Origin of the sequence: Kitasatospora albolonga (assembly GCF_039535905.1) — a bacterium.
GTDB classification, from domain to species: domain Bacteria; phylum Actinomycetota; class Actinomycetes; order Streptomycetales; family Streptomycetaceae; genus Kitasatospora; species Kitasatospora albolonga.
This window is the reverse complement of record NZ_BAAAYB010000014.1, coordinates 92,669-111,226: the sequence shown is the minus strand read 5'-3', so window position 1 is coordinate 111,226 and position 18,558 is coordinate 92,669. Positions and strand designations below refer to the sequence as shown.

Here is an 18,558-nt window from a genome sequence, read left to right as displayed (position 1 = left end):
GCGCGGGGGACGGGGACCTCGACGGTGGCCAGCAGGGTGCCGGTGGGGGAGAAGCAGTGCACGGCGTGGCCGCCCCAGAAGGCGATCCAGAGGTTGCCCTCCGGGTCCAGGGCCAGGCCGTCGGGCTCGCCCTGGTACTGCGACAGGTCCAGGGTGCGGACGGTGGCGCCGAGCGGGCCGTGCTCGGGGTACTCGTACAGGGTGGCCCGGTGGCTCGGGCTGTCGATGTGCCAGAAGCGGTCCGGCTCCGGCCAGCCGAGGCCGTTGGGGATGGCCAGGCCGCCGAGCAGCTGCCGGACGGTGCCGTCCGACTCGCGGCGGTAGAGCCGTCCGTCGGTGCGAGGCTCGGCGCGCTGCATGGTCCCGGCCACCATCCGGCCGAACGGGTCGACGGCGCCGTCGTTCATCCGGCGGCCGGCGTCCTCGGCCTCCACGGGGGTGGCCAACTCCGGGGTGCCGGTGGCCAGGTCGAGGTTCTCGAAGCCGCGCTCGGTGGCCAGCAGCAGGCGGTCCGGGCCGGCCGGGGCCAGGCAGCCGGGGGTGACGTCCAGGCGCAGGCCGTCGGTGCGGCCGGTGGCCGGGTCGAGCCAGCGGATCTCGTGGTCGGGGATGCCCAGCCAGTACAGCCGCTGTGCGTCGGCGTCCCAGCGCGGGCCCTCGCCCAGGGTGAGCCGGTGGCTGTCGGCGGGTTCGGCACGCATGGAGGTCTCCTCGGGAGCGCGGGGTGCCGCCCCGCACCGGTGTCGGTGCGGGGCGGCCGGGTGGTGGGGATCAGTCGAGCGGTTGGACCAGTGGATCGTCAACTGCGAAGGTCGCGGCGCCGGTTCCCGGCTGCACCCGCAGCCGGAGCCGGTCGGCCGGGCCCGACCCGGCGGTGAGCCGGGCGGTGGCCAGCGGCACGTCGTCGACCAGCAGGTCGTACGTCCCGGTGGCCGGGTGCAGCAGCAGGGCGACCCGGAGCCAGACCCCCGGCGGGTAGGCGAACGGCGCGTCGGTCCAACTCCCGTTGTCCGTCAGGGCGGCACTGCCGTTGGCCGCCAGGCTGAACTGCGCCACCGGCGCCCCGGCGGCGTCCAGCAGGTGCACCCCGAGCGGGGCGCCGGTCTGCCCGGCCCGGACCCGCAGGTCCACCCGGGTCTCGCCGGAGACGGCGGGGAAGGTGCGGACGGCGTTGACCTCGGTGGCCTGGCGGGTGAGCAGCAGGGAGTTGCCGTAGCCGCCGCCCGGGTCGGCGCCGACCACCGCCCCGGCGGCCGGGCCGGTGACGGTCCACCCGGCGGGGGCGGAGCCGGCCGGGTCGGTGTTGAAGTGGGCGGCCAGGGTCGGGGCGGTTACCGAAGGGCCTTGGTACCAGCCGGTGTTGGCCCCGCCCGCGCCCAGCGCCGAGGAGCCGGCCAGCAGGCGGTAGCCCCAGGGGTCGGCCAGCTCGCGGCCGGAGAGCAGCGGGGCGCCGGTCACGGTGTTGGTCGCCCCCGCCGGGGTCGGAACGGCGTAGAACACGTTGTGGTCGATGGTGAAGGCCGGGTCGTTGAGCGTCCAGCCCACCGTTCCCGAGCTGCCGTGCTTGGCGACGATGTTGTCGGTGAAACGGACGTCCAGGGTGGCGTTGGTGCCCTCGGTGACGATCTGCTGGCTGATGCCGTCGGCCAGGTAGATGGTGTTGTGGTGGATCCGGCCGTTCTTCAGCGCTCCCGGGCAGACCTGGAAGCCCCGGGCCCGGTCGTTCACCGAGACGTTGTGGCGGATGGTGAAGTTGCTGGTCGGGGTGTCGTAGGGGCAGAGCAGGAAGAAGCCGCCCTGGTTGTCGTGGGAGTAGTTGTACTGGAACACCACCCCGTCGGTGGAGTGGTCCACGTCGTAGGCCATGCCGTCACTGGTGGTGCGGCCGCCCGAGGTGTCGTTGTACTGGAAGGTCACGTCCACCGAATTCGCGGTCCACATACCGGCGTTGGGGGAGCCGGAGCGGACGTTGAAGCCCTGCAGGAGGTTGCGCTCCACCAGGGTCTGCTGCCCGGTCATCGGGGCGATGCCGTCCCCGCCGATGTCCCAGAGCCGGTTGCCCCGGATCTCCAGGCCGGTGGACGGGGCCCAGGGGGCGGAGCAGAGGCTGTTCCAGAACGCGGCCAGCCGGGTGTTGCGGCACCAGTTGGACCAGGTGTAGATGCCCTGGCGGTCGACCGCGTGGATCCGGTTGTCGAGGATCTTCAGCCCGGTGAAGGCGGTGGGGGTGGTGGAGCCCTTGGCCTCCACCACGATGCCGCCGGAGGCGTCGGCGTACTTGCCGGTGCCCGCGCCCGCACCCGTGACGGCGGGCAGCTTGCCGCGCACGTCGTGCACGTCCAGGCCCTGGAGCACGATCCCGGGCAGGGTGCCCGTGTCGGTGGCCCGGACGTACACACCGCGCCGGGTGGACCGGTTGTCGCCCGGCGCGCTCAGGTCGAGGTTGCGGACCTCGACGTACGCCAGGTCTGCGAGCAGCACGGCCTCGGTGCCGCCGTCGGCGTTGACGGCGGGGAGCGGGCCGGTGCCGTAGGCGTCAACGGTGACCGGCGCGGCGGCGGTACCGGAGCCGACCGGGGTCAGGGTGCCGCGGCAGGTGGAGCCGCGCTTGAGGCGGAGGGCGCTGCCGGGCGTCAGGGTGAGGGAGTTGACGGCGGCGAGGGTGTTGTACGGGGAGGACTGGGTGCCGGTGCCGTTGGTGGCGGCGGAGCAGTCCAGGTAGGCGGTGACCGGAGCCGCTTCGGCGGCGGCCGGGACGGCCAGGGTCAGGGGCAGAGCGGCGGCGAGGGCTGCGGTGAGCAGCCGGAGGCGGCGGGACACTCGCCCTCCTGGGTGATGGACACGGAGCTCTCTTCTCGGTTGGTGACGGACCCTCAGCGCAGCAGCGCTTCGGGGAGCATGGCGGTCGCCCCGCCGTCCACGGCCAGGCAGGTGCCGTTGACGAACGAGGCTTCGTCGCCGGCCAGGAAGGCCACGGCGCGGGCGACTTCGGCGGCGGTGCCGTGGCGGCCGAGCGGATTGGCGCGCAGCAGGGCCGGGCCCAGCTGCGGATCGCTCCACACGTGCCGGTTCCGCTCCACCGGTACGAAGCCCGGGGCCACCGCGTTGCACCGCACCCCGCGCGCGCCCCACTCGACGGCCACCGCCCGGGTGAGCGCCAGCAGCGCCGCCTTGGCGGCTGCGTAGGCGGCGAAGCCGGGGACGGCGCCGTGGGCGTGCGGCGAGGCGATGTGCACGATCGAGCCCGGGGTGCCGGGCGGCAGTGCGCGCAGGAAGGCGGTGTCGAAGTGGCGGGCAGCGGTCAGGACGGTGTGCAGCATGGTGTCCCAACTCCCGTCGTCCTGCTGGTCGAGCGGGGTCGGGGTGCCGGAGAACGCCCCCTGCACCAGGATGCGGGCGGGGCCGCCGAGGGCTTCGGCGGCGGCCAGCGCGGCGGCGCGGGTGGCCGGGTCGGTGACGTCGCCCCGGACGGGGGTGACCCGGTCGGCGGCGGGGACGGGGGCCAGGTCGACGGCGACCACCAGGGCGCCGCGGGCGGCGAGTTCGGCGGTGACGGCGGCGCCGATGCCGTGGGCGGCGCCGGTCACGACGGCGATCCGGTCGGCGAGGGGGAGGGGCACGGTGCTGGTTCCTGTCAGGTCGGGGTGTGGGGGTGCCAGTGGCCGGGTGCGAGGTCCAGGCCGAGGCCGGGGCCCTCGGGGAGGGTGAGCCAGGGGCTGTCCGGGGTCTCGGCGGGGTGCACTGCGTGGCGCCGCCAGGAGGCCTCGCCGAAGGCGAACTCGCTCTCCACGGACGGGCCGAGGGCCACCGCCAGGTGCAGTCCGGCGGCGGTGGCCACCGGGCCGGACGGGCTGTGCAGCGAGACCCCGGCCCCGGCGGCCAGGGCCTCCTCGGCGAGGGCGCGGGCGGCGGCGAGGCCACCGGCGTGCTTGACGTCCGGCAGCAGCCAGCCGAGGCCGGCGCCCAGGGCGGGGCGCACCTCGGCCGGGGCGGTGGCGAACTCGCCGCCGGCCAGCGGGGCGATGCCCGCCTCGCGGACGGCGGTGAGCCCGTCCAGCGGGGCCGCGTCCTCCAGCCAGCGGAGGTCGAGGGCGCGCAACTGCGCTGCGGTTCGCAGCACTTGGTCGATGGAGAGCAGCGCGTGGGCGTCCACCATCAGCTCGGCGTCCGGGGCCGCCGCCCGGACCGCCCGGGCCCGGGCGAGGCCGCCGCCCAGCCGCTCCCCGTCCGGGAGGCCGTCGAACGGCGCGCACTTGAGCGCGGTGTACCCGGCGGCCACGGCGGCGGCCGCGACCTCGGCGAACTCCTCGGGGGTGCGTCGGCGCAGCGCCCGGTTCAGGTTGGCGTACCGCCGCACCGGGCGTGCGGCCCGGCCGCCGAGCCACCGCCAGAGCGGCACCCCGGCCCGCCGCGCGGCCAGGTCGGTGAGGGCCTGCTCCAGCCCGCCGCGGACCGTCCTCGCGGCGAACCGCCGTTCTCCGGAGGCCAGTTGATCGAGCAGGGCCAGCGCATCGCCGCCGGACCCGCCCTCGGCCAGCCGCTCCGTGACCGACGGCCACAGTGCTTCGGCCCCGGGCCCGGCATCGGACCACTCGCCGAGCCCGAACGCCCCGTCCGCGTCGCGGACCCGCACCACGTCCCACGAGGTCCGCGCGGACACACGGGCGCGGAACAGTTCGACGGTGAGCACGGAGGCCTCTCAGGGAAGGTGGTGGGTGAGGGGGTCGGAGAACCAGGCATTGAGGAAGACGGCGGCGGAGGCCAGGACCAGGGCGTGGTCGCCCAGGCCGGAGGGGACGAGGCGGGTGGCGGCGGCCGGGCCGAGGGAGCTGTGGCGGGCCAGTTCGGCGCGGACGTCCGGGAGGTACTCCGGGGTCTTCAGCGGGCCGCCCGCCAGGACCAGCAGCTCGGGGTTGACCAGGTCGAGCAGGACGGCCGCCGCGCGGCCGACCGAGCGGGCGCGGGTGCGCAGCAGGCGGATCGCCCCGAGGTGGCCGTCGCGGGCCAGCCGGACCAGGTCCTCGAAGGACTCCTCCTGGCCCACCATGCCTTGCCCGCGAGCCAGTTGGAGGACCGAACCGTCGGCCAGCACGGCCTGTAAACAGTCCGAGGCGCCGCACCCGCACAGCACTCCCTCGACCCCCGGCAGCCGCAGGTGGGCGATGCCGCCGGCCGCCGAGCGCGGGCCGCGGTGGATCCGACGGCCGACGGTGAAGGCGGCGCCGACCACGTTGCCGACGAAGAGTTCGAGCAGGCTGTCGGTCTCCTGCCCGGCGCCGTACCAGCCCTCGGCGAGCGCGAGCGCGCGGACCAGGGCATCGAGCCGGACGGGCGCGTCGAGCCGTTCGGCGAGTGCGGCGTGCAGCGGGACGTCGTGCCAGCCGAGCGGGCCGTGCTCGACCACCGTCCCCGACTCGGTGTCGACCCAGCCGCCGGTGGAGACGCCGATGCCGAGCAGCCGCCGGTGCGACTGCCAGGCCGTCAGGTCGGCCAGGGCCTCAGCCAGTTCGTCGACCAGCTCGCGCGGGTCGGTGGACCCGCGTGGCACGGCCCACTGGGCCAGCACCCCGCCGCGCAGGTCGACCAGGCCCAGGGTGGTGCGCAGCACGCCGATGTGCACCCCGGCCACGGCGGTCTCCTCGACCGGCAGGTCCAGCGGGATCCGCGGCCGCCCGGTCGCGCTCGGACCCAACTCCGGCTCCATCTCGACCAGTTGGCCGCTGTCGGCGAGCCGTCCGGTCAGCCGGGAGACGGTGCCGGCGGAGAGTCCGGTGAGTTCGGCGATCCGGTGGCGGGGGAGCGGGCCGTGGGCGAGCACGGTCCGCACCACGGCGGCGGCGTTGTGCCGCGCACTTTCCGCAGGGACCGCGCGGGTCGTGGGGGTGGTCATCGGAGGCTGCCTCCCTTCGAGTTAATTTCGCTTGGAAAGTTAATGCGACAACAGAAGGAAGGACAAGCCCCGCCGAGGCCCGCCATCCGCCGCAACACGGCGCAACGAAGCCGCAACACCCGCTCCCACCAGGCGAGATGGTGTTTGACAGACCGGCTCGCGGTCACCACGATGATGCCCAGAAACCGAGCCGCAGTTCGAGCGAGTGACCGAAGGAGGAGCGATGACCGTCCGCATGTGCCGTGCCCTGTCCGCCTCCTGTCCCTGTCGCCGCTGCCGCTGTTCCCGCTGACGCCGCTTTCGTCCGCGCCCCGTCGCGCCGCTCTCCACGCTTCTCCTCCGCCGCCGGCCCGTGCCGTGCGCTGCCCGCCGTGCCCGAGCACGCCCCTTCACCAGAACCGAGGGACCGTCATGACCACTGCCGTCTCCACCCAGCTGAACCTCACCCCGGCCGCCGGCCGGATCGGCGCGATCGTCCACGACGTCACGCTCGGCGGCGACCTGCCCGCCGAGACGGTGGCCGCGATCGAGGCCGTGCTGTACGAGCACAAGGTGCTCTTCTTCCGCGGCCAGCAGCACCTGGACGACGCCGGACACGAGGCCTTCGCCCGTCTGCTGGGCCAGCCGGTCGGCCACCCGACCGTCCCCAGCGCGGACGGCCGGTACATCTTCGAGCTGGACGCCACCAAGGGCGTGCGGGCCAACAACTGGCACACCGACGTGACCTTCGTGCCCTCCTACCCGAAGGCCTCCATCCTGCGCTCGCTGGAGCTGCCGCCGGCCGGCGGCTCCACCGTCTGGGCCAACACGGTGGCCGCGTACGAGGACCTGCCGGCCCCGCTGAAGACGCTGGCCGAGAGCCTGCGCGCCGTGCACACCAACGACTACGACTACGCGGCCTCGCTGGCGCTCACCCCGGAGCTGGCGGACAACAAGGAGGTGGCCGAGCTGTTCCGCTCGGTCTTCGTCTCCACCGCCTTCAAGACCGAGCACCCGCTGGTGCGGGTCCACCCGGTGACGGGGGAGAAGACCCTGCTGCTCGGCGCCTTCGCGCAGAAGATCGTCGGGGTCTCGGGCGCCGACAGCCGCGCCCTGATCACCCTCTTCCAGCGCTACGTCGAGCGCCTGGAGAACACCGTCCGCTGGGACTGGTCGGTCGGCGACGTGGTGATCTGGGACAACCGCGCCACCCAGCACTACGCCGTCAACGACTACGGCGACGAGCCGCGCCTGGTCCGCCGGATCACCCTGGACGGCGACCTGCCGGTCGGCCCGGACGGGCAGCCGAGCCGCCTGCTGGAGCCGGCCGACCCGCCGGCCGTGGCGGGCATCGTCCCGGCCGAGCAGCTCGAAGCCGCCGCCCTCAACTCCTGACCCCCGTAGGTCTCCTGACGCCGTGACGACGGCGGTCCCGGCCGCCGTCGTTACTTTCGGCACCGAACAAACCATCCCCCACGAAGCCACCCCTCGATGAAGGACACGGAACGATGACCACGCTCTCCCGCCGCTCCCTCCTGCGCGGCTCCGTCGCCGCGGCCGGCCTGCTCTCGCTGGCGGCCTGCCGCTCGGCGGCCGAGAGCGCGAGCACCGCCGCCTCCCCGTCGGGAGGTCCGCGCCGCGGCGGCACCCTCGCCATCGCCACCACCATCGACTTCACCCCGAGCCTGCTCTTCGCCCAGAGCGCCAACACCCTGGTGCAGCGCCTGGTCTTCAACACCCTGACCCGCTACGACGACCAGCTGAAGCCGCAGCCCGAGCTGGCCACCTCCTGGCAGCTGGCCGCGGACGGCAAGGGCATCACCTTCAAGCTCCGCGACGACGTCACCTTCCACAACGGCCGCAAGTTCACCGCCGACGACGTCATCTTCGCCATCAAGAACCTCCAGAACCCGGTCCGCTCCGCCCAGTTGAGGACCACGGCGGCCACCGTCACCGAGTTCACCAAGAACGGCGACCACGAGCTGACCCTCACCCTGGCCCACCCGGTCTCCAACCTCTTCGACCTCTTCGAGTTCATGATCATCACGGACTCGGCCACCGTCGAGGACGCCGTGGCCGGCAAGGCGCTGGTCGGCACCGGCCCGTTCGTCTTCGGCAAGCGCACCCCCGGCTCCTCGATCACCTTCACCCGCAACGACAAGTACTGGAACCCGGGCCGCCCCTACCTGGACGGCGTGGAGATCCGGGTCATCCCGCAGGCCGACTCGCTGGTGGCCTCGCTGAAGACCGGTCAGAGCCACCTCTCCTACCACGTGCCCGGCAAGGACCTGGCCGGGCTCAAGGCCTCCGGGCAGTTCCAGCTCAAGCCCTACGACACCGGCTCCGGCGCCTACTACATCGGCGTCAACGTCAGCGCCGACCAGGTCAAGGACAAGCGGGTCCGGCAGGCCATCTCCTGGGCAGTGGACCGCGAGCGGCTGGTCCAGCAGGCCCTCGGCGGCTACGGACTGCCCTCCGCCGCCCCGTGGCCCAAGTCCTCGCCCGCCTACAGCGACGCCAACGCCACCAAGTACCGCCACGACCCGGAGAAGGCCAAGGCACTGCTCGCCGAGGCCGGGGTCACCGGCCTCACCCTGCCGTTCGCCCACTCCAACACCCCGGACGGCATCGCCTTCGCCCAGATCATCCAGCACGACCTCAAGCAGGTCGGCATCGAGACCGTGCTCCAGCCGACCGACTCGCCGACCATGCAGAAGCAGCTGATCTCCCAGACCATGCCCGCGCTCTGGACCCTCGGCCACGGCTTCGCCCAGCTCCACCCCGCCACCCTGGCGGTCAGCGCCTACCCGTTCAACGAGGCCAAGAACAGCTCGCACTTCTCCTCGCCGGCCTACACCGACATCGTGCAGCGCGCCTGGAAGCGGCCCGACGCCGACAGCCCCGAGGCCAAGGCGCTCTACCAGCAGATCACCGACATCCTGCTGGACGAGGAGTTCGTCATCGACCTTGCCATCGGCGGCCAGATCGAGGTGGCCGGGCCCAAGGTGCGCGGCGCCACGCTCAACAAGTTCACCTACCTCAACCTCGACGACGCCTACCTGACGGCCTGACGGATGCGCACCTTCCTGCTGAGGCGGCTGCCCTCCGGGCTGCTGGTGCTGGCGGCCGCCTCCTTCCTGATCTCTCCATCCTCCGGCTGATCCCCGGCGACCCGGCCACCAGCCTGGCCGGGCCGGACGCCGGCCCCGAGGCGGTCGCGGCCATCCGCACCCGCCTCGGGCTGGACCAGCCCTTCCTCTCCCAGTACCTGACCTGGCTCGGTGACCTGCTGACCGGCCACCTCGGCCCCAGCTACGCCATCGGCGGCGAGGTCGCCACCCTGATCGGCGACGGCCTCGGCGCCACCGTCGAACTCACCCTTGGCGCCCTGGTCCTGGTCGCCCTGATCGGCCTGCCGCTCGGGGTGATCGGCGCCACCGTGCGGCGCGGGCCGGTGGCCGCCGCGGTCCGGGCCTTCACCACCACGGTGCTGGCCGTGCCGCCCTTCGTCACCGGCGTGCTGCTGGTGCTGGTCTTCGCGGTGACGCTCCGTCTGCTACCCGCCGGGGGCCACGAGTCGATCCTCGACCAGCCCGACATCGGCCTGCAGTACCTGCTGCTGCCCGCGCTCTGCCTCGCCCTGCCCAGCGCCGCCATCCTGGCCCGCTACCTCAAGGACGGGCTGGAGCGGGCGCTGGCCGAGGACTACGTCCGTACCGCCACCGCGCTCGGCGTCTCCCGACGCCGGATCGTCTGGCGGCACGCCCTGCCCAACGCGCTGCCGCCCGCCGTCACCGTGCTCGGCCTCCAGGTCGGCCAACTCCTCGGCGGCGCCGTCCTGGTGGAGGCCATCTTCGCCTGGCCCGGCCTCGGCCAGCTCGCCGAGCAGGGGGTGCTGCGCCGCGACTACCCCGTGGTGCAGGACCTGCTGCTGCTCCTCGTCGCCGTCTACGTCGCGGTCCAGCTGCTCACCGACCTGGTGTACACGTGGCTGGACCCCCGGATCAGGTGGGAGTGACCTGTTGACCACCATCTCCCTCGCACCCCGTCGCAGCTTCCTCCCGGCCGGACTGCACACCCTCCGGGGCACCGCGGGCCTGACCCTGGTCGGGCTGGTCGTGCTGGCCGGGCTGCTGGCCCCCCTGCTCACCGACGCCGACCCGCTGGCCCAGAGCGGCCTGGCCCTGGCCGGGCCGAGCGGGGCCCATCCCTTCGGCACCGACGACCTCGGCCGGGACCTGTTCAGCCGAGTGCTGCACGGCATCCGGGCCGACCTGCTGATCAGCGTGGTGGCCGTCCCGGCCGGCGCCGTGCTCGGCTGCTCGCTGGCCCTGCTGGCCGCCACCTCGCGCGGCGCCGACGTCGCCGTCCAACGGGTCTTCGACCTGCTGCTGGCCTTCCCCGGCCTGATCCTCGCACTGGCCGTCACGGCCGTCCTCGGCCCCGGCCGCTGGCCAGTGATCATCGTCATCGCGCTGGCCGAGATCCCGGGCTTCGGACGGCAGTTGAGGGCCGGAATCCTGGTCCAGCGCGAGCGCGAGTACGCCCTGGCGGCCCGGCTCGGCGGCGCCTCGAAGGCCCGGGTGCTGCTGCGCCACGTCCTGCCCAACGCCACCGACCCGCTGATCGTGCAGGCGGCCATCGCCTTCTCGCTGGCGGTCTTCATCGAGGGCGCCATGAGCTTCCTCGGCGTGGGCCTGCGTCCGCCGGAGCCCTCGCTCGGCGGCATCCTCAGCCAGTCGATGGCGTACCTGTCGAGCCACCCGACCTTCGCCGCCGCGCCGCTGGTCGTGGTCACCGCCCTGGTGCTCGGTTTCACGCTGATCGCGGAGGCACTGAACGAAGGGATCCGACGATGACGGGACGGACGCCCGCGGCGGGCTGGTGGCGGGGCGGGGGAGGCGCGACCCCGTTGGTGGTCGTCCGCCGCCGGCCGCTCGGCTTCACGCTGATCGCGGAGGCACTGAACGAAGGGATCCGACGATGACGGCGGTACTGCCGGAGACCACGGTCGCCACCGTGCTCCAAGTCACCGATCTGCGCGTCGAGTTCGACGGGGCGGAGGCCGTCTCCGGGGTCTCCTTCGAGCTCGGCGCCGGGGAGACGCTCGGCATCGTCGGCGAGTCCGGCTCCGGGAAGTCCACCACCGCGCTGGCGCTGCTGCGGATGCTGCCCGCCGGCGGGCGGGTCTCCGGCGGCTCGATCGAGCTGGGCGGGCAGGACCTGGCGCAGCTGGACGAGCCGGAGCTGCGTGGGCTGCGCGGCCGCCGGATCGCGATGATCTTCCAGGATCCGATATCCTCGCTCAACCCGGTGCTCACCGTCGGCCGCCAGCTGGACGAGGCGCTGCGGGCGCACGGCCGGTACCTCGCCAAGGCCCAACGCGCGGAACGCGCTTCCGAGTTGCTCGACCTGGTCGGCATCCCGGGTGCGGCCGGACGGCTGCGGGACTTCCCGCACCAGTTCTCCGGCGGCCAGCGCCAGCGCATCATGATCGCCCTCGCGCTGGCCGGTGACCCAGAGGTGCTGGTGGCCGACGAGCCGACCACCGCCCTCGACCCGACCGTGCAGCGGCAGATCCTCCTCCTGCTGGAGCGGATCAACCGCGAGCGCGGCACGGCCCTCGTCCTGATCAGCCACGACCTCGGCGTGATCGCCCAGACCTGCCGGCGGGTCCTGGTGATGCACCAGGGCAAGGTGGTCGAGCACGGCCGCACCGAGGAGGTCCTGCGCAGCCCGCAACAGCCGTACACCCGACAGCTGTTGGCCGCCGTCCCGCGCCTCGAGGCCCCGTCCACCGCCGCCGCCAACTCCACCCCCGGCCCCGAGCCGCTGCTCACCGTCCGCGAGGTCACCAAGACCTACGGCCCGCGCCGCCGCCGGGCCACCGCGCTTGCCGGCGTCAGCCTGGAGCTGCACCCCGGCGAGACCCTGGGCCTGGTCGGCGAGTCCGGCTCCGGCAAGTCCACCCTGGCCCGCGCCCTGGTCCAGGCCCACGCGCCGAGCACCGGCACCATCAGCTACCGCGGCGAGGAGCTCACCCGCTCCAAGGTTGCCCGCCGTGAGGTCCAACTGGTCTTCCAGGACCCGTACTCCTCGCTCAACCCCCGGATGACGGTCGGCCAGATCCTGGCCGAGCCGCTGATCGCGCACCGCCTCGGCACCCCCGCCGAGCGGGCCGAGCGGGTGGGCGAACTGCTGGCCCAGGTGGGGCTCGACCCCTCCGCCGCCGAGCGGCACCCACGCGCCTTCTCCGGCGGCCAGCGCCAGCGGATCGGCATCGCACGGGCCCTGGCCCCCAACCCCTCGGTGCTGATCTGCGACGAGCCGGTCTCCGCCCTGGACGTCTCGGTCCAGGCCCAGGTGCTGGAGCTGCTCTCCGGCCTCCAGCGTGAGCTGGGCCTGGCCGTCCTGTTCATCGCCCACGACCTCGCCGTGGTGCGGCAGGTGAGCCACCGCATCGCCGTGATGCACCGCGGCCGGATCGTCGAGACCGGCCCCGCCGACCGGGTCGTCACCGACCCGCAGGACCCGTACACCGCCGAACTGCTCGCCGCCGTACCGCACGTGAGCCACCATGACCGGAGCGCCGCATGACCACCACCCGCCGTGACCCCTACGCCGGCTTTCCCGGCACCGTCGGCCGCACCTTCGGCGAGTCCACCGCCGCCTGGCCGCCCCGCCGCCGGGCCCGGACCGGGGCGCCGAACGTCGTGGTCGTCCTGGTCGACGATCTCGGCTACAGCGACATCGGCCCGTTCGGTGCCGAGGTGCCCACCCCGACGCTGGACCGGCTGGCCGGGAACGGCGTCAAGCTGGCCAACTACCACACCATGCCGCTCTGCTCCCCGGCCCGCGCGGCCCTGCTGACCGGCCTCAACCCGCACCGGGTCGGCTACTCCTTCGTGGCCAACGCCGACCCGGGCTTCCCCGGCTACGGCATGGAGGTGGCCGGGGACATCCCCACCCTGGCCGAGCTGCTGCACGACAGCGGCTACGCGACCTACGCCGTCGGCAAGTGGCACCTCACCCGGGACTCCGCCTCCAACGCCGCGAACGACCGCTCCAACTGGCCGCTGCAGAAGGGCTTCGACCAGTACTACGGCGTGCTGGAGGGCCTGACCAGCCTGTTCCACCCGCACCAACTGGTGCGGGACAACAGCCCCTTGGACATCGACGAGTTCCCCGACGGCTACTACTACACCGACGACATCACCGACCAGGCCATCTCGATGGTCAAGTCGCTGCGCGCCCACGACTCCGAGAAGCCCTTCTTCCTCTACCTGGCCCACAACGCGGTGCACGGCCCGCTCCAGGCCAAGCCGGAGGACCTGGCCCGCTACCGGGGCCGCTACGACCGGGGTTGGGACGAGCTGCGCGCCGAGCGCTTCGCCCGCCAGCTGGCCGCCGGGCACTTCCCGGACGGCACCCGGCTGCCCGAGCGCAACGGCGAGGCCGGGTACGACGTCCGGCCCTGGGACGAACTCACCGAGCCCGAGCAGAAGTTGTACGCCCGCTACATGGAGGTCTACGCGGCGATGGTCGACAACGTCGACCAGAACCTGGGCCGTCTCACCGACACCCTGGCCGCGCTCGGCGAGCTGGACAACACCATCATCCTGTTCACCTCGGACAACGGCGGCACGGGGGAGGGCGGCGCCGAGGGCACCCGCAGCTACTTCAGCCGCTTCGTCCACCACCCGGCGCTGCCCGCCGACTGGAACCCGGACGTGGAGCGGGAGGTGGAGCTGATCGGCGGCCCGCAGAGCCTGGTGCACTACCCGCGCGGCTGGGGCATGGCCTCCAACACCCCCTTCCGCCTCTACAAGGGCCAGACCTACGCGGGCGGCGTCCGGGTGCCCTTCGTGCTCTCCTGGCCGGCCGGACTGCCCCGGGCCGAGGGCGACCCCGGCGTCCGGACGCAGTACCAGTACGTCACCGACGTGCTGCCCACCATCCTCGAACTCGCCGGGGTGGAGCGGCCGGTGGAGCGCCACCGGCAGAGCGTGCAGGAGCTGGACGGGATCTCCTTCGCCTCCGTGCTGCGCGCACCGGAGGCCGACTCCACCCACACCGAGCAGTACTGCGAGATGACCGGGAACCGCAGCTACTACCGGAACGGCTGGAAGCTGGTCACCCTGCACCGCCCGGGCAGCCCGTACGACGACGGCGAGTGGGCGCTCTACGACCTGCGCACCGACCCGACCGAGACCACCGACGTCTCCGCCGAATTCCCGGAGGTGGTCAAGGAGTTGGCCGAGGCCTGGGAGGACGCGGCCTGGCGCAACGGGGTCTTCCCGCTGGCCGACCGCTCCGGGGGCCTGGCCCTGCGCCACCCGGAGGACGCCGGGCTGCGCGCGCCGCTCACCCTGCTGGCCGGCACCCCCGAGCTGGAGCGCTACCGCTCCTCCCGGCTGATCGCCTTCCGCTCCTTCGAGGTGGTGGCCGAGCTCACCGAGCACCGCGCGGGCGACCAGGGCGTGCTGGTCTCGCACGGCGACCAGGGCGGCGGCTACAGCCTCTACGTGGAGGACGGCGCGTTGCGGCTGGCCTACAACCAGTACGGCGAGCTGTTCGAGGCCGGCGGCGGCCCGCTGGAGCCGGGCGCCCGGACGGTCGGCCTGCGGGCGCACGCGGTGGCCGACCTCAAGTGGGAGTTCGAGCTGCTGGTGGACGGCGAGGTGACGGGCCGTCTGGGGCCGGTCCACCAGCTGATCGGGATGGCCCCGTTCCAGGGCATCAGCGTCGGGGTCGACCGCAAGTCCCCGGTCTCCTGGCCGGTGTACGAGCGCCACCGCAGCTTCCGCTACGGCGGCCGGCTGCACGCGGTGACCTACCTGCCGGGCGAGCCCGCCCCGTACGACCCGGAGACGGTGGCCACCGCGCTCAAGGAGGCGGCCGCCGCGTTCGAGTGACGGGGTCGGCGGGTCAGGACTCCGGGGTGAGCGAGCCGGTGTGCAGCTCGCCGACCCGGCCGCCCTCGCCCTCGTAGGTCCAGAAGGCACGCACCGTCAGCCGCGTCAGGTCCATCACGTGGCTGACGGTGATGCCGCCCTTCTCGGTCCAGCTGACGAAGTAGACCGCCGGGGCCACCTCGGCCACGTGCAGGGCGACGTCCTCCCACTGCCCGGCCGACTCGCCGAGGCCCTCCCAGCGCAGCCGGGTGCCGTCCGCCGAGTACGTGTTGCGGAAGGCGGCGCCGTTGTCGACCTGGAACAGGTAGGTGTGTCCGGCGAAGGCGGGCAGGGGCGCGGTCATCTCGGGAGGCGTCCTCGTCTGGTGGCTACGGCTGGCGGGTGGGTACGGACGGCGAGCCGCCCGTACCGACCAACCTATCGGACCACCGGCCCGGAACGCCGCCTACTTCAGGTACGGGCCGTCCGCGCCGACCTTGCCCGGGGCGGCGTTGGCCCCGCCCAGGTCGAGCACGTAGACGCGCAGGTTGCCCTTGCCGGAAGCGGCCACCGCGAGGGTGCCGTTGGTGACGTTCTTCACGTCCCCGGTGACGGCGTCCTTGTAGGTGCCGTTCGGGATCCCGGAGAAGGTGGCGGCATTGGTGACGGCCACCAGGGCGAAGCTGTCCGTCCCGTTCGCGGTGTACCGGCGCTTGAAGGCCACGTCGCCGGAGACCCCCTGAGTGGAGTACTGCCCCAGCTGGAGGGCGGGCACCGCGCGGCGGATCTGGTTGAGCCGCTGGAGTTGCTTGACCAGCGGTTGCTGGAGCGTGGTGGCCACCGGGCCGGAGGCCGAGGAGACCACCGAGAACTGGCCGGCCGTCACCTCACCGGCCACCTTGTCCCCGTAGTACGCCCGCCCGGTGCCGGCCAGCGGGCAGGTCGGGCCGCAGTCGATCTGCTTCCCGGCCTGGAACTCGATCTCCGAGCCGTAGTAGAGGGTGGGGATGCCCCGGAAGGTCCACATCAGCGCCATGTTCTCGGCCCAGGCGTCGGTGCCGCCCGCGTAGCGGGTGCTCGACTTGTTCGGGCCGAAGTCGTGGCTGTCCACGTAGACCACGTTGTAGGTGGCGTCGTTGGTGGAGTCGTCGCTGTCCTTGCCGTTGTTGAAGGCGTTGGACGCGTCACCGAAGTTCATGTGCATCCGCATGTCGATGATGTTCATGCCGGAGAATTTCGAGTGGTCGGGCGCGTGGTACTCGTTGCCGTTGAGCACCGCGTTCGTGGAGGTCGGCTGGTTGCCGGTGCCCATGGTGTTCTCGTAGGCGAACTGGTCGAGCGCGGCCTGCACGTCGTCCGAGGTGTACTCCCTGCGCTCCTTCCAGGTGAAGAACTGGGCGGAGTGGTTGACCGACCCGCGGTTCCACCTGTCGTTCACGAAGGCGCCGACCTCGCCGAAGACGAAGAAGTCGTTCGCCTTCTCCGGGCCGAACTTCCGTGCCACCTCCTCCTGGATCGCGGGCAGGAAGCGACGGTTCCAGGTGACGCGCGGGATGTGCACGGCGGTGTCGATCCGGAAGCCGTCCACGCCCATGTCGATGTACTTGTCGTAGGCCCCGATCAGGTACTGCTGCACCACCGGGCTCTCGGTGTTGAAGTCGGCCAGGTCCTCGTGCAGCCAGCAGGAGCGGGAGTCCTCGCCCTCCCAGTTCCCGATCCAGCAGGCGTGGTAGAGCGCCTTGGGGAACATCCCGGTGGTGGCGCCCGGCCACTGGCAGTTGTAGATGGTGTAGCCCTCGGGGCTCCTGGCACCGGTCGGCTTGCCCCAGTTGAGGCAGGTGTTGCCGCTGGGCTCGGCCGTGGACCAGAGGTCGCCGTTGTAGTACGACTTCCCCGAGACCGGGTCGACGGTCAGGCCGTCGTACTCGAAGCCGGAGTTGGGGGCGTCGTAGTACCAGCTCCACTGGCTGTCCCGGACGCCGTAGACGGTCGGGGTGAACAGGCCCTTGGCGCCCCAGCGGGAGCTGTGGTTGTAGACCACGTCCTGGTAGATCTTGACGCCCTTGGCGTGCGCGGCGTTGATCAGGTCCTGGTACGAGGCGCCGGCCGACTCCAGGCGCGGGTCCACCTTGTAGAAGTCGTACCCGTGGTACCCGTGGTAGTCGTAGTCCGAGCGGTTGAGCACCACCGGCGTGATCCAGATCGCCGAGAAGCCCAGCGCCTTGACGTAGTCCAGCTTCTGCACCAGGCCCTTGAAGTCACCGCGGAACATCGGGTCGGCGTTGGCCGCGTTGCCCGACTTCACGTCCTGGCTGCCGCCCCGGTTGTTGGAGCTGTCGCCGTCGTAGAAGCGGGCGGTGAGGACGAAGTAGATCGGGTCCTTGCGCGGGTCACCGCCCAGCGGGGCGCCGGCGGCGGGGGCCGGCTCCGCCGTGCCGGTGGTGGCGCAGGCGGGCGGAGCGGAGGCGGTGGAGAGGTTGCCCGCCGCGTCCTTCGCCCTGACGGTCCAGCAGTAGGAGGTGGTGGGCTCCAGGCCGCTCTGCGAGTACACGGTGGAGGTGGTGTCGACGACGGAGCCGCCCCGGCTGCCGCCGGTACGGGTGACCTGGTAGCCCGTCACGCCGCGGTCGTCGGTGGCCGGGTTCCAGGTGAGCACGGTGCCGGTGCCCGTGGCGGAGGCGCTGACGCCTGTCGGGGCCGTGGGGGCGGTGGTGTCCGGGACGGCGGTGGCGCAGGGGTCGGTGGCGTCGGGGGTGACGGTCTTGTCCTTGACGGTGCTGTTGCCGCCGCGGAGCTGGTAGTTGACGCCGTTGTTGTTGTCCCAGACGCCGTTGCCGTTGTTGAAGACGGCCTGCCAGGTGGTGGCGGCGCCGAGGCTGACGGTGCGCTTGACCCAGCCGGTGCAGGCGGCGGTCATGCCCGTGCCGGGGGAGGTGGTCCAGGCGCCGCCGGTGGGGGCCCAGTGCAGGTTGACGGTGGACCAGCCGACGCTGGTGGTCGAGTACCAGACGGTGGCCTCGGTCGCCGGGGTCGGCGTCGTGGTGGGGGTGGGCGTCGGCTCCGGCGTGGTGGTGCCGCAGGGGTCCGAGTGGGCGACGACGCCGTCCTTGACGGTGATCGAGCCCGTCCCCAGCTGGTAGTTGGCGCCGCCGTTGTTGTCCCAGGTGCCGGCGCCGTTGTTGAAGGTCGCCTGCCAGGTGGCCGCGTAGCCGAGGGCCACGGTCTGCTTCACCCAGCCGGTGCAGGCGGCGGTCATCGCCGTGCCGGGGGAGGTGGTCCAGGTGCCGCCGGTGGGGGCCCAGTGCAGGTAGTACGCGGGCCAGTTGCGGCCGGCGGTGGAGTAGAATACGGTCGCGGAGGTGGGGGTGGCGGCCGCGCACGGGTCGGTGGTGGTGACGGTGCCGCCCGAGACGGCGCTGACGCCGCCGGCGAGTTGGTAGTTGGCGCCGTTGCGGCTGTCCCAACTGCCCGAGCCGTTGGTGAAGGTGGCCTGGAGACCGGTGGCGGCGCCGAGGTCGACGCTCTTCTTGAACCAGCCGGAGCAGGCCGCCTCCATGGCGGTGCCGGGCGCGGTCGTCCAACTCCCGCCAGTGGGGGCCCAGTGCAGGTAGACGGCGCTCCAGGTGGTGGCGGGCTTGTAGTAGACGGTCGCGGTGGTGGCCGCGTTGGCGGTGAGTGCGGGCAGCAGGGTGGCCAACAGCCCTGCCACGACGGCCAGTACGGCGGCCAGTGGATGGCGGGATCGCCGGGGGCGGCGTGCGACTTCACGGTCCACGGAGGGACTCCTCGAATGCC

At 72.8% G+C, this 18,558-nt stretch carries 12 protein-coding genes and 1 pseudogene; 6 read left to right on the top strand and 7 right to left on the bottom strand.

From position 1 onward, the window contains the following. From ABD946_RS04585 to ABD946_RS04565, 5 genes are all read right to left on the bottom strand, one after another. A partial coding sequence (locus tag ABD946_RS04585; protein ID WP_345280301.1) for an SMP-30/gluconolactonase/LRE family protein occupies positions 1 to 701 on the bottom strand: 701 nt, incomplete at its 3' end. Positions 702 to 771: 70 nt separating this feature from the next. Then, positions 772 to 2,820, bottom strand: a complete 2,049-nt coding sequence (locus ABD946_RS04580; RefSeq protein WP_345280299.1) for a right-handed parallel beta-helix repeat-containing protein — start codon at positions 2,818 to 2,820, stop codon at positions 772 to 774. 53 nt (positions 2,821 to 2,873) lie between these two features. Beyond that, positions 2,874 to 3,620, bottom strand: a complete 747-nt coding sequence (locus ABD946_RS04575; protein ID WP_345280297.1) for an SDR family NAD(P)-dependent oxidoreductase — start codon at positions 3,618 to 3,620, stop codon at positions 2,874 to 2,876. 14 nt (positions 3,621 to 3,634) lie between these two features. After that, complete coding sequence (locus ABD946_RS04570) at positions 3,635 to 4,690, bottom strand: enolase C-terminal domain-like protein (protein WP_345280295.1); 1,056 nt, start codon at positions 4,688 to 4,690, stop codon at positions 3,635 to 3,637. Between the two features lie 9 nt (positions 4,691 to 4,699). After that, a complete protein-coding gene (locus tag ABD946_RS04565) occupies positions 4,700 to 5,890 on the bottom strand; it encodes an ROK family protein (RefSeq protein ID WP_345280293.1) in 1,191 nt (396 codons plus the stop codon). Positions 5,891 to 6,301: 411 nt separating this feature from the next. Here ABD946_RS04565 and ABD946_RS04560 point away from each other — a divergent pair, with 411 nt between their 5' ends. The 6 genes and pseudogenes from ABD946_RS04560 to ABD946_RS04535 all read left to right on the top strand — a co-directional run bounded on the left by ABD946_RS04560 (position 6,302) and on the right by ABD946_RS04535 (position 14,784). Beyond that, on the top strand, positions 6,302 to 7,264 hold the full coding sequence (locus ABD946_RS04560) for a TauD/TfdA dioxygenase family protein (protein WP_345280291.1): 963 nt from the start codon (positions 6,302 to 6,304) through the stop codon (positions 7,262 to 7,264). A gap of 113 nt (positions 7,265 to 7,377) precedes the next feature. Next, positions 7,378 to 8,940, top strand: coding sequence for an ABC transporter substrate-binding protein (locus tag ABD946_RS04555; RefSeq protein ID WP_345280289.1), 1,563 nt, complete (start codon positions 7,378 to 7,380; stop codon positions 8,938 to 8,940). A gap of 3 nt (positions 8,941 to 8,943) precedes the next feature. After that, positions 8,944 to 9,887 (top strand): annotated as a pseudogene (locus ABD946_RS04550) (ABC transporter permease). 4 nt (positions 9,888 to 9,891) lie between these two features. Continuing rightward, entirely contained in the window at positions 9,892 to 10,728 is an 837-nt protein-coding gene (locus tag ABD946_RS04545) for an ABC transporter permease (RefSeq protein WP_380150509.1), read from the top strand. Between the two features lie 124 nt (positions 10,729 to 10,852). Next, positions 10,853 to 12,466: an ABC transporter ATP-binding protein gene (locus tag ABD946_RS04540; protein ID WP_345280287.1), complete on the top strand. Its 1,614-nt coding sequence runs from the start codon at positions 10,853 to 10,855 to the stop codon at positions 12,464 to 12,466. Next, positions 12,463 to 14,784: an arylsulfatase gene (locus ABD946_RS04535; protein WP_345280285.1), complete on the top strand. Its 2,322-nt coding sequence runs from the start codon at positions 12,463 to 12,465 to the stop codon at positions 14,782 to 14,784. Before ABD946_RS04540 ends, ABD946_RS04535 begins: the two co-directional genes overlap by 4 nt. 13 nt (positions 14,785 to 14,797) lie before the next feature. Here the strand turns inward: ABD946_RS04535 and ABD946_RS04530 are convergent, their stop codons facing one another. Both ABD946_RS04530 and ABD946_RS04525 read right to left on the bottom strand, forming a co-directional pair. Then, positions 14,798 to 15,127 (bottom strand): MoaF-related domain-containing protein, encoded by a 330-nt coding sequence (locus ABD946_RS04530; RefSeq protein ID WP_345280284.1) that lies wholly within the window; start codon positions 15,125 to 15,127, stop codon positions 14,798 to 14,800. A 102-nt stretch (positions 15,128 to 15,229) separates the two neighbouring features. Continuing rightward, positions 15,230 to 18,538, bottom strand: coding sequence for a carbohydrate binding domain-containing protein (locus tag ABD946_RS04525; protein ID WP_345280282.1), 3,309 nt, complete (start codon positions 18,536 to 18,538; stop codon positions 15,230 to 15,232). Positions 18,539 to 18,558: the final 20 nt, after the last annotated feature.